This window comes from Algoriphagus sp. 10J20-15, from assembly GCF_055809615.1.
On the sequence record NZ_JBVVUG010000044.1, the window covers coordinates 245734 to 261794 of the forward strand.

A 16061-nucleotide genomic window follows, 5' to 3' on the forward strand; every position below is an offset into this window, starting at 1 on the left:
ACTTATGAATTTCGATCAAGACGAAAGTGAATTCTTAAAAGAAGAGAGTTCGTTTGATATAAAATCGGTTATTCCCAAAATCCTTAGGATTTGGCCTATAATAGTTGTTTCAGCTATTATATTTTTAGGAATCGGATATATTCATACTCGGATGACTGTGCCTTTATATAAGGTTTCAGGTATGTTTTTTATCAAAGAAGCTGAAAGTAAATTCGGGCTGTTCGATGCACCTAGTTTACAAGGTTCCCCTGATGTTGGACTCCTCAATCAAATTGTAATTCTACAATCCAAACCAATAGCACAAGAAACCTTGCGCCAATTGGATTTTAATGTTGAATACTACGAAAAAGGGACTTATGTAAAAAAAGAGCTTTATAATAATACGCCTGTATTGGTTGAGGTGGATTGGAAATCCCCACAGGTCTTATATGGTCTAATCACCCTTACATGGGAAGATAACCAAAGCTACAAACTTTCCTTTGATGCCGAGGCTTACACCCAGTATGTTCCGAATGGTTCGAATGTCAACATGGAAATCATACCAGAAGCCAGTACATTTCAGTTTGGGGAATGGGTAGAGACAAACAATTATAGGCTGAGAATTTCCAAAACAGGAGCTGATGAATCTGGGGAATTGCTAGTGAAAATCAGAGATGATAAGTCCATTATTAATGAATATGCTAACAAATTGAGTGTTAGCTCCATTCAAAAAGAAGGCTCAATTCTCGAACTGAGTATACTTACGCCGCATGCCAAAAAAGGAGAAGTCTATATCAATAAATTGATGGAGACTTACATTGCAATGGAGCTTGCTGAGAAAAATGAAAATGCTAGCAATACGGTAAGATTCATAGATAGCCAGGTTGCAGGAGTAGCCGATACATTGAAGCTTTTCGAAGATCAATTACAAAATTTCCGATCCGACAATAAGATTTATGACCTAGGAAGTGAGAGTTCTTCGGTGTTTGATCAAATGACCCAGTATGAGACAGAATTAAGACAAGAACAGTTTAAAAAGTCTTACTATAGAAACCTCAAAGATTATTTGATTAGAGAAAATTACCAGGATGTAGTCGTGCCATCCGGAATAGGAATTGATGACCCTATATTAAATAGTTTAATTGCTAACCTGCTTGAGTATCAAGTTGAAAAATCGAAGCAGCTTGCTACACTTACTGAAGCTTCACCGCAGGTTCAAGCTACAAATAAGAAAATAAGAGAAATCAATGCTTCTATTCAAGAGATTCTGAAAAATGTAGATCAGAATTCAGAATTATTGATCCAAGATTTACGAGATAGAATTTCTGAGATGGAAAATTCATTTCGATCTCTACCACAAACTCAGCAAAACTTAATCAGTATTCAGAGACAACAAGGTCTCACGGAGAATATTTATACTTTTTTGATGCAAAAAAGAGCCGAAGCTGCGATTACCAAAGCTTCTAATACTGCCCAAAATAAAATCATAGAACCTGCAGAAGGAGGGTTTCTGGTTAGCCCTATTCCCATGAGGAATTACACTATTGGTCTTTTGGTTGGTATCCTTCTGCCAATTCTTTTCATATTCATTAAAGAGTTGCTAAGAACTAAAATAGATGATGTAAGCTTCACTGGAGAAAAAATTAAAAATTCCGGTTCTATCCACTATTCTTTACAATAAAGGAGCTAGCAATTTGGTGGTTTTCGAGCAAGGTAAATCTGGATTGGCAGAAGGCTTTAGGTCCCTGCGGGCAAATATTCGCTTCATCACACCAAAAGAAGAACAGCTCACCCTGATGATTACATCCACTATCTCTGGCGAGGGAAAAACCTTTTGTGCTATGAACTTAGCTTCGGTTTACTCCTTGACGGGAAAGAAAACCATTTTGGTCGGTTGTGATATGAGAAAGCCGAAGATTTTCCAAGATTTTGAAGTTGGTAATGATGTAGGTTTATCTACTATTTTATCCGGGCAGCTAAAGGATTGGAAACAGGGGGTCAAAAAGACCAAATTCGATAATATGGATCTATTGGTCTCTGGACCAACACCTCCTAACCCGGCTGAACTATTATTTACCAAGCGCTTCGAAGAATTAATCGGCCAATTGAAGGAAGAATATGATGTGGTGATTTTGGATACGCCTCCAGTGGGACTTGTGAGCGAAACCTTAGACTTACTCCCGTATGTGGATTTGACCCTATTTGTATTCCGTCAGGACTATAGCCAGAGAAACTTTGTAAATGCCCTCAATGGCCTAAAAACAGGTAAAAATCTTAAGAATCTATATGCTGTATTTAATGGTGTCGATGGAAGCAAGGTGACTTACGGTTACGGCTACACCTACGGATATGGATATGGTTACTATGATGATGACCATGTTAAGAAGGGGATTTTTGAGAAAGTAAGGGGTAAATAGTCTGTATTTTTATGCTCGAAAAATTAAAAACTTGGGTGGAAGGGCTTCCATTTGAAAGGAAAAGAAGGATTAAGAGAAGGTTTAATTATGTCAGAAGTATAGGGAAATCTTCGGATTTGGATTACCTCGCCCAGTTATTCCAGACAGATAAGTTTGGTAAGCACTTCTACACCCCAAACTATCACCAGCATTTTAAGCATCTCCGGAATAAGGCTTTTAATTTCTTGGAAATTGGAGTAGGTGGATATGATAATCCCCATCAAGGTGGGGGGTCTTTGAGAATGTGGAAAAGATACTTTTCTAAAGCCAAAATCCATGCGATAGATATCTATGATAAATCTGCCTTAAATGAATCAAGAATTAAGATTTTTCAAGGAAGTCAGGTCGATTTACAGTTTTTAGATAAGGTTTGCGCTGAAATCGGTGAGTTGGAACTAATAGTTGACGATGGAAGCCATATCAATGAACATGTGATCACTACTTTCCAGCATCTTTTCCCTAAACTGAAAATAGGAGGAATTTATGTGGTCGAGGATACGCAAACTTCGTACTGGGAAGAATTTGGTGGTAAAATATCCGATTTGAATTCTCCTGACACGATAAATGGATATTTTAAAAAATTCGTAGATACGCTCAACTATCAGGAATTCCCCATCCCAGGCTATGAGCCAGATTATTTAACTAAACATATTGTTTCAATTCATTTTTATCATAATATGATTTTCATTTATAAAGGCTTGAATAATGAACTTTCAAACATCAATTTCTCAGCCTAAATAGTAATTCTCAATTGCCTAAGCTAGTAATCCTTCTTTCTGCTACCATAAAACCATATATGGACACATTTATGGCAGCCAGATCAATCGAAGAACGTGAGGAAGATTATTTCAGAGCAGCTGAATTTTACTTAAAACAGGGCTTTCCAGTAGTCTTCGTAGAAAATAGCATGTTTCATTCGGAGAGAATATTTTCCCTGAAAGTAGAATTCCCCGATTTTGAAATACTTCAATTTGAATCTACTAGTAGCCACTTAGGTAAAGGGCATGGTGAAAAACAGTTAATGGATTATGCCTTGGAGCATTCCAAATTGATGGAACAAACTGATTTTCTCCTTAAAATCACTGGCAGGTACATTATTCAAAATATTAAAGAGTTTGTAGCTGGATTGGGCGAAGAAATGAAACCAGTCTATATCAATTTTATACGGGATCTTTCTTGGGGAGATACCCGCCTGCTTTTGATGAGCAAGTCCTTCTACAAGGGTATTTTCTCTCCATTTTGTGACAAAAATCTGGATGAGAAAAACAATATCATTTTAGAAAGAGTATTTGCTAGGGCTGTTCACTTGCACCTTTCTCAAGGTGGAGAGTTTGGTTTCTGGCCGGTTTACCCTAGTTATTTCGGAGTTGACGGTTCCTATGGAGACCCCGTCAATTTTCCTTTCGTCAAAAAATTGAAATATCAGGCATATTTCAAACTAAAGAGATTCATTTTTAAGCACATCGCTTAAAATCCCACTCACTACTTATTCATGTTCGAGAAAATATTTAATAAATATTTAAGGCATTTTGGCTTTTTCTATTCCTATGTAGGTCCCAAACTTATTTTATTGATCCTGCTAAGTCTATTTGTTGGGGTCTTAGATGGATTTGGATTGGCTCTGATTATGCCCATCTTTCAAATTGCAGCAGATGGTAATGATTTATCCTCTGCTGATAACATGGGGGACTTGAAATTCCTATTAACTGGAATTGAATGGATTGGATTTGACCTTACTCTAAACTCAGTAGTAGTTTTTATGGTCATCATGTTCATGTTGAAGGCAGTTTTCAAATTTTTAGATGGGTATGTGAAAATCAAACTCCAAAATCAGTTCGTAAAGAAGATCAGATTTCAAATGGTGGATGGCTTGAGCGAACTGGATTACAAGCATTTTCTAAACTTAGATTCAGGAAAAGTACAAAATACTCTTTCCACTGAAGCGGTGAAGATTACCTATGGCTTTCTTTCTTATTTCAACAGTATACAGCATCTAGTCCTATTGCTAGTATATATTGGACTGGCATTTTTGTCCAACTGGCAATTCGCAATCTTGGTTTCTCTTGGTGGTTATCTATCTAATTTTCTCTTTAGATTCTTCTTTACACGTACAGAAAAAGAATCCATCAACCTATCATTATTGGGCCATCAATTTCAGTCGTATTTGATCCAAGCAGTTCACAATTTCAAGTATTTAAAAGCTACAGATTATTTTTCAAGCTATAACCATAAATTAAAGTCTGTCATCAATCAAATAGAGACAGGCCAAAGAAAAATAGGAATCTATGGTGCCATTATGCAAAGTGCCAGAGAACCTATCATCTTGGTGGTTGTATTAATTATCATACTAATTCAACTCAACTTTTTGGGGGGAACTTTGTCATCTATAGCTATGAGTCTATTGTTTTTTTATAGATCACTGAACTATATAGTGACACTTCAAGGGAGTTGGCAAGGTTTCATTTCAAATATTGGTGGGGTAATCTCTTCGGTCAATCTTATCGATGATTTTAAAGACGGTAAGGAGAAATTCAATATAACTCCAGAGGTAAATAAAATCACAGTGCTCGAAATCCAATCAGCTTCCTTTGTCTACCCAAATGGCTTTCAGGTGTTAAACAAAATCGATTTAGATATCGAGCCCCTTAAAACATATGCTTTTGTAGGAGAAAGTGGAAGTGGGAAAACCACATTAGTCAACATGCTTATTGGGCTTTTCCACCCTAGCTCTGGAAAAATCAATGTCAATGGTCAAGATAGGGAAGCTCTCAATTTGTCCTCCTATAGGCAACGCTTCGGGTATATCACACAGGAACCGGTTATTTTTAATGACAACATCTACAATAACGTTACTCTCTGGGCTGAAAAGTCACCCAATAATTTACGTAAATTCCAAAAAGCTGTCGCTTTAGCGAATATTGATAATTTCATAGAATCATTGCCGCAAAAAGAAGATACTCGATTAGGAGATAATGGTGTCATGGTGAGCGGAGGGCAAAAACAGCGAATTTCTATTGCGAGAGAACTTTTCAAAGATGTAGATGTGCTGATTTTTGATGAAGCAACATCCGCGCTTGACTCCGAAACAGAAAAGCTTATTCAAGATAACATTGACATGCTGATGGGTAAATTTACTATGATAATTATTGCCCATAGGCTAAGTACCATTCGTAAGGTGGACACAATTTCACTTATGGATAAAGGGCGAATCATGGCAACAGGAAAATTCGAAGATTTAGTATCTGAAAATGGTCAGTTTAAAAGAATGGTAGAACTTCAAGAATTTAATTAATTAGGTGAGCATCCAGAGATTTCTTGTTTCAAATACTGCCCTTCCTTCCAAGAAGATAGGTAGCTGGACAAACAGGATTATGTTCTTTATTCAAAAGAACCCTGGCTTCTTCGACTTCATCTTGTCACCTACTGAAGATTCAAATCAGCAATTTCGTTTCTGCCGTAAGAAATCCTTGCTGAAGTTGCCTTCAAGATTTAGAAATTGGCAGTTAATAAATAGAGTAGGAGCAGACTACATTAGGGATATAAAGAATCTAGCGAAGGCTGATCATATTATCCAAATCGTGGTTATGGATGATACACTTTTGCTTGAAGTATTGTCAGCTTTTAAAAGCCGCTCAAATCTCTCAATTGAATTGGTTTTTTCATTTCATGGCCATGAACTTCGAATTAGCCCTCAGGTCCAACAGGGTGTAAACAAGGTGTTATTCCTGACAAATCTAGCCTACAAGAGAGCTCTGGAGATAAATGAGATTTTCACTCCTGAAGTTTTTATAGTAGGAAATGGCGTAAGATCTGATGTCTTTTTTCCTTTAACCCAAGCACAAAAAGAAGATAAAAAGATTGAACTTGGTTTTCAAAAAGAGGATAAAATCTTGGTTTGGATGTCTAATAACAGACCTAAAAAAGGCCTGCATTTATTTTTGAAAATTATAAATAAAATCCTTTCAAAAGATTTAAGTTTCAAGGTTCTTATTATAGGTGTGAAAAATACTGAAAGTATGGATCATCCCAATATTAGCGCTTTGGGTAAAATACCGAACGATCAGTTATCTCAATACCTACAGATTGGGGATATCTATTTCTTTACATCATTATGGAAAGAAGGTTTTGGACTTTCATTGGTAGAAGCAGCCAAATCAGGAAACAAAGTCATTGCTTCAGATAACGGAGGAATTCCTGAGGTGATTCAAGATCTGGATCAAGCCTATCTTGTCAAAGATCCAAATAAAATAGAAAATTGGATGGAAGCATTCCATCTCGCTTCTAAGGATTTCACCTACGTAGCAAATCTGGAATACTTAAATAATTACCATTCCATTTCTGACTGGCTTACAAAATATAAGATTGCACTTACTTCCTGATTTATGTGTGGAGTAGCGGGAATAATTAAACTGAAGGGAGCTCTCAAGGAGTTTGAGTTAAATAACCTAAAATCTGGTTTACAGGCTCAAGCTCATAGAGGGCCAGATGCCACAGGTGTTTGGCACGACGAAACAGTAGCGTTAGGACATAATAGACTTTCTATTATTGATCTTTCAGAGACTGCTAATCAGCCATTTTCTAGAGAAGACTTAAATCTCAAAATCATTTTTAATGGTGAGATTTATAATTACCAAATTCTAAAAGATCAGCTTTTAGCTAAAGGCTATATTTTTCAGACAAGTTCTGATACAGAAGTGGTTCTAGTAGCATTTAAGGAATATGGTAAGGATTTGTGTAAGCATCTGGTAGGAATGTTTGTCTTCGTTATATACGATACTTCAGATAAATCATTGTTTATTGCTAGAGATAGATTTGGTGAAAAACCATTTTTCTACATTCATCAAGCCAACACGCTATATTTTGCGTCCGAACTTCAAGCACTAAGAAAGCTATATAATAATAAGCTGACCATTAATCAGAGTGCAATAGTTGACCTTTTGGAGAATATGTATATTAATAGCTGCCATGCTATCTACAATGAAGTGCAGGTATTAATGCCTGCATCTTTTATGCATATAAAAGGTGAAAATCTCAGAATTGAATCCTATTACGAGTTTCCTAGAAAGGTAACTAGGGAGAATAGTTTTGATGAACTGAAATCGGAAGTGAAGGAGTTGCTTTATGAAATTATAGATCAGGAGCTTCATGCGGATGTACCAGTAGCAACTTTTCTTAGTTCGGGTATTGATTCATCATTAATAACTGCTATCTCAAAGGAATTGAAACCTGATATTTTAGCGGTAACAATGGCCACCAGCGAAAGCCACTCAGACGAAGCCCCCGCTGCTTCTGAGTTTGCGAAGAAGCTGGATATCAAGCAGGAAATTGTTCATGTTGATCCGGGGTCTTTAGATGTGTTGAGCAATCTGTTGAAAAATATCCAACCCTTAGCAGATGCCTCCTTAATCCCCTCTTATTTGGTGACAAAAGCTGTCTCTGATCATACCAAAGTGATGCTTTCAGGCGACGGTGGCGATGAGGTATTTGGGTCTTATAATAAACCTAACTTATACTTAAAGGAAGCTGGAAGTTCTAATGCCATTTTTTCAGGAATAATTAATCAAACTCTTGACTTTAAATCCGATTCCACAGATAAATATCTCTCTGATAAAAATAGGATAAAATACGGTTCCTGGGAATCTTATTATGCTAAGAATAACCTCAGCTATGGTATCCGAAAAATGGTTTTTAGGACAGACGATAAAGTTGATTATACCTCCAAAGTTTATCAAAAAATAAAAGATGAATATGCTTCTAATCCCGAAAAAGCTTCCTTCGGAGTAGATATTTTAACCAGACTTCCTGGAGATTTCCTTCATAAAGTGGACTCTGCCGCCATGTATGCTAGCATAGAAGTGAGAGCACCATTCTTGGATCATCGATTGGTGAATTTAAGTTTGGAATCATCTATGCAAGCTTTATCGCCAAATGGAATCGATAAGGAAATCACAAAAAGTCTTTTGATGGATTTTACAGGGGAATTGTCAAACGGTTCCAAAAAAGGCTTTTCAATACCATACATGAAATTCCTCCAGGAATCATGGGGAGATATATTAGAGGCGTACCTACATGAAGACATCTCTTCAGATTACTTTAATTTTAATACAACAGGAATAAAGCAATTACTTTATTCCTTCCGGAAAGGTCCAACGCAAAGAATAGCCAGGGTTCTTTTCACCATACTGGTTTTAGAAATCTGGTTGAGAGTTTTCCACCTTGAAGTTGAGGTTGATTTGCTTTCCAAAACAAACACTAATTAATATGAGAATATGTTTATTAATACCTGATGGAGTAGGTATTAGAAACTACCTTTATTCAGACATCATCAACCATATCCGAACTGCTGGTCATGAAGTAATTTTATGGCATAGCTTGGATAGTTCGATGATTGAGCTTTCTGAGCAAAAGTTTGGGGAGAAATTTGAGCAATATGAATTCCAGCATCTTCCAGATAATATGTTTGTTCAGCTGTTTAGAGAAAGTGCTAGATACGCTAGACTTAAGCTGAATAGTCAGCAAAAGAATAATCCTACCATCATGACAAATTGGTTGGTAGGAGCAGGTTCTTTTAAAAATAAAACGTTGATGAAATTGGCTGAACGGGTAGGTAGTAGGGCTAAGTCTTACAAAGAAACTGCTGATTTGGAGGATAGAGAATTTAAGCTGATTCAGAAATCCAAGAAGTTCAAAGAAGCAATCAACCGCATAAAGGAGATTAATCCTGATCTGATTTTTTGTACTCATCAACGCGTTTTTAGTGTAACTGCTACTATGGAGGCTGCTAAAGCTTTAAATATCCCAACTGCAACTGCCATATTTTCATGGGATAATCTTCCTAAAGGGAGATTGCCATTTCGAACGAATAAATATTTTGTTTGGTCTGAATATATGAAGCAGGAGTTGAGAGATTATTATCCGGAAATAACTGACAATCAAATCTATATCACAGGGACTCCTCAATTTGATTTTTATTTTGATAAGGGCCTACTTATGGAGAAAGATGCCTTTGCCACCAAGTACGGATTAGATGCATCTAAAAGTTGGGTTTGCTTTTCCGGTTGTGATACCATTACCTCTCCTAATGACTCACTCTATCTGAATGACGTTGCATCTGCTTTGGATGGCCATGCAGAAATACAATTAATCTTTAGACCAGTTCCGGTTGAGTCAGAAAGTCGTTATCAATCGGTTTTAGATAGATTCAGGGAAATGAAACTTCTGAAACCAATTTGGGAAAAAGGTGGCCATTGGAGTAGCTATTTCCCACTTTTTGAAGATATCCAGATGCTGGTCAATCTAGCATACCATTGCAAAGTGGTCGTAAATATTGGTTCTACAATGGCTCTGGACTTTACGGCTTTTGGCAATGTTGGTCTTTATTTAAATTACGATCACCCTAATACCTCTTCAGATTGGTCAGTTGATACAGTATATAGATTTGAGCATTTTAAATCTATGGGAAGTTTCAAAGCCGTTGGGTGGATAAATAGCCCCGATCAAATTCTATCTATGGTCGAAAATGCCATCTCAAACCCAGAAAAAATTAGCCCAGACAATAAAAAATGGTTTGAAAAGATTGTGCAACCCGACCCTATGAAGCTTTCCTCGCAGAGAGTTTCTGAAGCACTAATTGATATGGTTAATAATCTAGCTTAATGCATATTTGCTTTTTATCCAATGAATACCCTCAAGATGGGCATGCTCATGGAGGCATTGGAAGCTTTTTAAAGGTAGTCTGTAGGGGGCTGGCTGAGGCGGGGCATCAGGTGTCTGTTATAAATGGAACCAACTCGAACCGTAGAATAGTAGATGATCAAGGAGTTTCAATTATTTATACGCCTTTTAGATATGTTCCCGGGATCTCTTGGTGGAATAATTTCCAAGCTGTAAATAAGGAACTCAGGATCCTTCATAAATCATCTCCTATAGACATTGTTGAAGGTTCTGAAATGTCCTTTTCATTTTTAAATAAGATTAAAGGAATTAAGTACTTGATTCGTCTCCATGGTGGACACCATTTTTTTGCAGAAGGTGAAAATAGATCAGTTAATGCTTGGAAAGGCTTTCAGGAAAAACGATCCTTCAAAAAGGCTGATGCATTCATAGGCGTATCCGAATACGTGGTATCTCATACGTCCAAATACATCTCATTTCTATCTAAGCCAACTGAGGTTATTTTTAACCCCATCAATACTTCACTTTTTCAGCCAGCAGAGTTGAGCCGCGCAACACCTTTTCGATTGGTTTTTGTAGGTACGATCTGTGAGAAAAAGGGGATAAGGCAACTTTGCGAGGCGCTTCCTATTGTAGCTGAATTATTCCCCAAAGTGAAGCTGCTAGCCTACGGCAGAGATTGGAATAACGCAGATGGTCAGAGCTATCTGGAATCATTAAAAAAGAAACTTCCAGCTACCTCATTAAAGATGGTTTCATTTATGGGGCCAATTCCCCAAAATGAATTACCGCAAGTATACGCGAATGCATCTATCTGTATATTTCCTTCCCATTCCGAGACTTTAGGACTCGTAGCTCCTGAAGCAATGGCAATGCAAAGACCAGTGATTTTCACCAAATTAGGGCCAGGCCCAGAAGTGATATCAGAAGGTGTAGATGGCTGGTTATGTGACCCAAATAGTCCCAATGATATTGCTCGAACAATAATCAATGCCTTTGCGCACCCTATAAAAATGAAAGCGGTTGCACAATCAGCAGCCCATGCAGCCCAAATCAAATTCTCACCTGAAGTAATTCTAAAAAAGAATCTTGACTTTTATAGTAAGTTGATTGCATGAGGTTTTTGATTGTAACGCACGTACTTCACAAAAAAATCGGTCAGCAATATTTCGGATATGGTCCTTATGTGAAGGAAATGAACCTTTGGTTCAATCATGTGGACCAAGTAGCAGTAATTGCCCCACTAACAAGCTCACAAAATCAAGATCAGATCGAGTTACCGTATATCCATTCCGATATTCGATTCAGGTCAGTTCCTGAATTTAATTTTCTAAGTTGGCCAGAACGCTTCAAGGCATTAGTTACCGTCCCTTACATTTTTATCAGCATACTAATCGAAATGACAAAGGCTGATCATATTCACTTGAGGTGCCCTGGAAACATGGGGCTTTTGGGAGTTTTTGCGCAGATCTTTTTTCCTGGAAAACCAAATCAGCCAAGTATGCCGGTAACTGGGACTGGAAAAGTATTCAGCCTTCAACCTACAGATTGCAACAAAAAATCCTGACAAGCGAATTCTGGACACGAAATATGCAGGTACTCATTTATGGCAACTGGGAGCCCATGACCAGAAACCTGAAAAGTTTTTTCACCGCCACTTACTCAACCTTAGAAATTGAACCCTGCAAGCCACGTTCATTAGACGTACCCATTAAACTGGTTTTTATAGGAGGTCTACTGCCAGGTAAAAGGCCATTGATCAGCTGCCAGTCGCTGAAATTATTAAAAGATCAAGGGATAAATGCCAGTTTAGAACTTTTTGGTGAAGGTCCTGAACGACCACTTTTAGAAGCATTTATCAAGGACAATAGGCTGGAGCAGGATATCATTTTGCGAGGAAATCAAACTAGCCAAACGATTAAAGAGGCTTTCTTCAGGGCTCATTTCTTAATTTTTACTTCTGAGAGTGAAGGTTGGCCCAAAGTAGTGGCAGAAGCTATGTTTTGGGCATGTTTGCCCATTACCACGGCCGTTTCCTGCGTCCCACAAATGGTGGAAAATGGAAAAAGAGGGGTCTTGGTTGAGGCAAATCCATGGGAAGTCTGTGAAAAAATTATTGGCTTCTTAAGGAATCCAGCAGAGTATCAGGAAAAAGCTAACAAAGCAATGGAATGGTCAAGAATCTATACTTTGGAAAAATTTGATCAGGAAATTCAAGGAGTGTTAAGAAGATGAAGGAAAAAGTTATCGTTCAACTCGTGGACACTCTCGATCCAGGAGGTACTGAAAGAATGAGTGTAAACCTGGCTAATACATTTCAAGAAAATGGTTGGGAGAGTCATCTGATTGTTTCTAGAAATAGTGGAGGGTTGAAAAACTACCTTAATAAGGACGTTCAGGTGCATTTTCTAAATAAGAAAAGCTTCAGAGATTTGGGTGCCTTTTGGAGGCTTGTAAAGCTAAATCAGAAAATTAAACCTACTTATGTCCATGCGCATAGCACCTCAATTTATTGGGCTGTAGTGTTGAAAATTTTGGTTGGGAAATTTATGCTGATCTGGCATGACCACTTTGGCTTGAGTGATCAGCTTGAAGAAAATAAACGGAATGAGTTTGTTATTCTTTCTAAGTGGATAAATCGAATAGTAGTTGTCAACCATAAGTTATTGCACCACTGGCAAAATTTGCTTCCCTACAGAAAGAATTCTATTGCCTTTTTGCCCAACTTCCCATACCTGAAATTAGAAGAGAGCACCGGAAAATTTAAACATTTTACCTTTTTAAATTTAGCAAATTACCGTCCACAAAAGGATCAATTGACTTTAATTGAGGCAGCAAAAATCCTTAATATGGAGGGATTTAACTTTCAGGTTCTGCTCGTGGGACAACAGGTAGATCGAGCTTGGGAGGAGAAACTTAAGTATAAAATTGCCGACCTACAGTTGGAAGGTAAAGTGCTTCTCCAAGGGCCTTCTGAAGATGTTTCTATGTTGTTGGGAAAATCCCATGTCGGAGTTCTCAGCTCAGAGTCAGAAGGACTTCCTGTTTCTCTTTTGGAATATGGCTTGGCATCGCTTCCTGTTATTTGTACCAACGTCGGAGATTGTACGGAAGTGTTGAAGTCTGGAGCACTTGGTTTTGTAGTAGATGCAAAAGATCCGCTACAATTGGCTGAAGCAATGAAGACCTGTCTTCTGGATTTGAATAGTCAATTACCTAAAGCATCCCAACTGAAGCAACATATTTTGGAGGAGTATGGAGCTGTTAAGTTTTTTGAATCCTATAGTCAACTTCTGATCAGTGATACAGCCAAATAAATGAATAGCAAGTTAATACAGCTGTTCCAACGGAATACAAGCAGTTCCAATTTTATCCCTGAAATTGATGGACTACGATTTTTTGCGATTATGACAGTCGTGGTTTTCCACTTTCATTTTCTATTAGCAAAACAAATTGGAAGTGAAGTGGTAGTCTCTCTGCCGGATCAGGAGTTTTGGCAACTTGGCTGGTGGTTAGTGAGATTGGACTTAGGTGTGAAAGTGTTTTTCGGTATAAGTGGTTTTATACTAAGCATTCCTTTCTTAAATCAGTATTGGTTAGGAGGTAAGACCGTCAATATTAAAAACTACTTTTGGAGAAGACTTACACGCTTGGAGCCCCCATTTATTATTGCGCTGACGGCATTTTTCTTGGTTCACATCTTTGTATTGAATGAATCGTTTACTGCAATGCTGCCTAATTTTATTGCCAGCATATTCTACGTACATAATATCGTCTACGATCAATATTCCATCATCAATCCGGTGACATGGAGCCTTGAAACCGAAGTTCAGTTTTATATCTTAGTGCCATTTTTGGCAAGTTTTACACTTGGTTTGAAGAATAAAAAACTTGGCTTGCTAGTTTTAGCACTGTTTTTTGTAGGATCAATTATCTTTAAAAACTTTGTGTTACACAATCATCCTTATGGACTAAGTACGAATATTTTGGTTTTTTTGAGTCATTTCTTAGTAGGTACCTTTTTTGCAATGTTCTACTTGTACAACAAAGATTGGCTTAGAAAAAAAACAGTTCTATTCGATCTATTTGGTCTGATAGGCTTCTTTATGTTTTTCCTATTTTACAAGCCTCAAGCCTCCATGTTAAATAATCTTCTTTTCAATATTGGGATGTTTATCACCTTTGTAGCTGTTTTTAAAGGCCCACTTTTAAATAGATTATTCAGACTTCCGTTCATCTTTTTGGTTGGGGGAATGTGTTACTCGATCTATTTACTTCATTTGGCCTTTTTCTACCTCTTTGTGAAATTTTCAAAAACATTGATTTTTTCGGATAATTACTTACCTAATTTAGTTTTTCAATCCATTCTAGCGATTTCAATACTGCTCATCGTTTGTGCAGTATTTTATCTACTGGTAGAAAAACCTTGCATGGATAAGGATTGGCCAAAAAAAATATTGGCAAAAATCGGATTTTAATCCACACTCAGAAATGATCCAAACAAGCTTTATATTAATTACGGCATGATAAAATATTTCCTCAATTCAAGGTCTTATTTGTTCTGGATAATATTTCATGTGATCCTAGGAGTAGCTTGTACAGTAAGCCCTTATCCTCTGATTGCTTGGTTTTACTTGGCTTTAATTTCTTCCTTATATCAAGTACTTAGACCGGGTGCACCTATAGGAATCTATGCGTGCACTATGGTCTATTTTGTTTCAATGGAGCTACTTGCCAGGATGTCAGGAACTTCACCCTATATTCCATATGAAGTAGGTAAATACCTATTGTCATTTTTATTGCTTCTGGGGATTATAAAATACAAGGCAAATTCGGCTCCGGCTCTTTGGATGGTCTTGTTTCTATTACCTGCGCTTACTTTTGATGTTTCGTATGTTGTAGGGTTTTTGGACATCATCTTTAATTTTGTAGGACCTCTCAACGTTGGATTGGCTATACTTTTTTTCAAAGGGAAAAAGGTTACTCCACCCATGTTGTCCAATATTTTTAAACTGATTCTACTTCCGCTCATTGCAGTCTTGGCACATGTGATGGTAAAAGCACCAGACCTAAATGAATTAGATTTTGAGCTGGGAGCAAATGCCTTGGCTGCTGGTGGTTTTGGATCTAATCAAGTATCAACCGGAATGGGCTTAGCTTCTTTCCTGCTGTTTATTTTCTGGTTAAATAAGTGGAAATTCTCTGGGCATTATTGGCTAGATACAACCATTCTAGGCTTATTTATTTTACAAGGGCTACTGACATTCTCCAGAGGAGGGATGATTGGGGGATTCCTTTCAATTTTCGTTATTCTGATTTTTCTTCGTTTTGCCTCTCCGCTTCAAATCGCAAAATACCGGCTCATTAGGATCGGGAATTACATCATTCCTGCATTTCTAATTTTTGCAGGTTCATTTTTTATTATCAACCAGCTGACAGATGGCATGCTCCTACTTAGATACCAAGGAGAGACAGCAGGTACCTTGGCGGGTTCCAAAGCGAAATCATTAAACTCTATTACCTCAGGAAGATTTGATATTTTCACTGGGGACATAGACTTATGGGTGGAGCATCCAATCTTAGGTGCAGGTGTTGGCGCCTCTTAGATTTGCCAGAGAAAAAATGACTGGAGTTGTGGCTCACATAGAACTCAGTAGACTCCTTTCAGAGCATGGAATACTTGGCTTAGCCTATTTTGTTATTTTGCTGTTTTATGGCGCAAAACTCCCCCGATCTCATCCCAATCCCCTCGTTGCAGGTATAATGACGGCCTGTTTTGTGCTTGGCCTAATGACTAGTTTTCATGCCGCTATGCGAACCTTTGTTTCGCCACTTATGATCGGAATAAGCATGCTGACTATTACTATCCCAAAAGAAAAAAAGAAAGAGATTCCTGATAAGGAGTTACAGCCACAGCTCGCAAAAACCTTTGCAAGGCCTCTGGTTTGATAT

At 37.6% G+C, this 16061-nt stretch carries 15 protein-coding genes; all 15 read left to right on the top strand.

Annotation, left to right across the window (positions count from 1 at the left end; genetic code table 11):
- Nucleotides 1-4: 4 nt before the first annotated feature.
- The 15 genes from AC0L6R_RS19490 to AC0L6R_RS19560 all read left to right on the top strand — a co-directional run bounded on the left by AC0L6R_RS19490 (nt 5) and on the right by AC0L6R_RS19560 (nt 16058).
- Nucleotides 5-1660, top strand: a complete 1656-nt coding sequence (locus AC0L6R_RS19490) for a GumC family protein (RefSeq protein WP_473272727.1) — start codon at nt 5-7, stop codon at nt 1658-1660.
- A gap of 16 nt (nt 1661-1676) precedes the next feature.
- Nucleotides 1677-2396, top strand: a complete 720-nt coding sequence (locus tag AC0L6R_RS19495; RefSeq protein WP_473272728.1) for a tyrosine-protein kinase family protein — start codon at nt 1677-1679, stop codon at nt 2394-2396.
- An 11-nt stretch (nt 2397-2407) separates the two neighbouring features.
- The gene (locus AC0L6R_RS19500; RefSeq protein ID WP_473272729.1) at nt 2408-3172 is read left to right on the top strand and encodes a class I SAM-dependent methyltransferase; all 765 of its coding nucleotides are present in this window, start codon (nt 2408-2410) and stop codon (nt 3170-3172) included.
- A gap of 14 nt (nt 3173-3186) precedes the next feature.
- Nucleotides 3187-3906 (top strand): hypothetical protein, encoded by a 720-nt coding sequence (locus AC0L6R_RS19505; RefSeq protein WP_473272730.1) that lies wholly within the window; start codon nt 3187-3189, stop codon nt 3904-3906.
- 21 nt (nt 3907-3927) lie between these two features.
- Nucleotides 3928-5727 carry an ABC transporter ATP-binding protein gene (locus AC0L6R_RS19510; RefSeq protein ID WP_473272731.1) on the top strand — a complete coding sequence of 600 codons (1800 nt, stop codon included), beginning with the start codon at nt 3928-3930 and terminating at the stop codon, nt 5725-5727.
- Nucleotides 5728-6019: 292 nt separating this feature from the next.
- On the top strand, nt 6020-6814 hold the full coding sequence (locus tag AC0L6R_RS19515; protein WP_473272732.1) for a glycosyltransferase family 4 protein: 795 nt from the start codon (nt 6020-6022) through the stop codon (nt 6812-6814).
- A 3-nt stretch (nt 6815-6817) separates the two neighbouring features.
- Nucleotides 6818-8695: an asparagine synthase (glutamine-hydrolyzing) gene (gene asnB, locus AC0L6R_RS19520; RefSeq protein ID WP_473272733.1), complete on the top strand. Its 1878-nt coding sequence runs from the start codon at nt 6818-6820 to the stop codon at nt 8693-8695.
- 1 nt (nt 8696) lies between these two features.
- Complete coding sequence (locus AC0L6R_RS19525) at nt 8697-10091, top strand: MGDG synthase family glycosyltransferase (protein ID WP_473272734.1); 1395 nt, start codon at nt 8697-8699, stop codon at nt 10089-10091.
- Nucleotides 10091-11227: a glycosyltransferase family 4 protein gene (locus AC0L6R_RS19530; RefSeq protein WP_473272735.1), complete on the top strand. Its 1137-nt coding sequence runs from the start codon at nt 10091-10093 to the stop codon at nt 11225-11227. Before AC0L6R_RS19525 ends, AC0L6R_RS19530 begins: the two co-directional genes overlap by 1 nt.
- Entirely contained in the window at nt 11224-11676 is a 453-nt protein-coding gene (locus AC0L6R_RS19535) for a hypothetical protein (RefSeq protein ID WP_473272736.1), read from the top strand. The genes AC0L6R_RS19530 and AC0L6R_RS19535 overlap by 4 nt, the downstream gene beginning before the upstream one ends.
- Before the next feature lie 23 nt (nt 11677-11699).
- Complete coding sequence (locus AC0L6R_RS19540; protein ID WP_473272737.1) at nt 11700-12344, top strand: glycosyltransferase family 4 protein; 645 nt, start codon at nt 11700-11702, stop codon at nt 12342-12344.
- Nucleotides 12341-13426: a glycosyltransferase gene (locus AC0L6R_RS19545; RefSeq protein WP_473272738.1), complete on the top strand. Its 1086-nt coding sequence runs from the start codon at nt 12341-12343 to the stop codon at nt 13424-13426. The genes AC0L6R_RS19540 and AC0L6R_RS19545 overlap by 4 nt, the downstream gene beginning before the upstream one ends.
- Nucleotides 13427-14587, top strand: a complete 1161-nt coding sequence (locus AC0L6R_RS19550; protein WP_473272739.1) for an acyltransferase family protein — start codon at nt 13427-13429, stop codon at nt 14585-14587. It begins immediately after the preceding gene.
- Nucleotides 14588-14665: 78 nt separating this feature from the next.
- Entirely contained in the window at nt 14666-15715 is a 1050-nt protein-coding gene (locus AC0L6R_RS19555) for a hypothetical protein (RefSeq protein WP_473272740.1), read from the top strand.
- Nucleotides 15702-16058, top strand: coding sequence for a hypothetical protein (locus AC0L6R_RS19560; protein ID WP_473272741.1), 357 nt, complete (start codon nt 15702-15704; stop codon nt 16056-16058). Before AC0L6R_RS19555 ends, AC0L6R_RS19560 begins: the two co-directional genes overlap by 14 nt.
- Nucleotides 16059-16061: the final 3 nt, after the last annotated feature.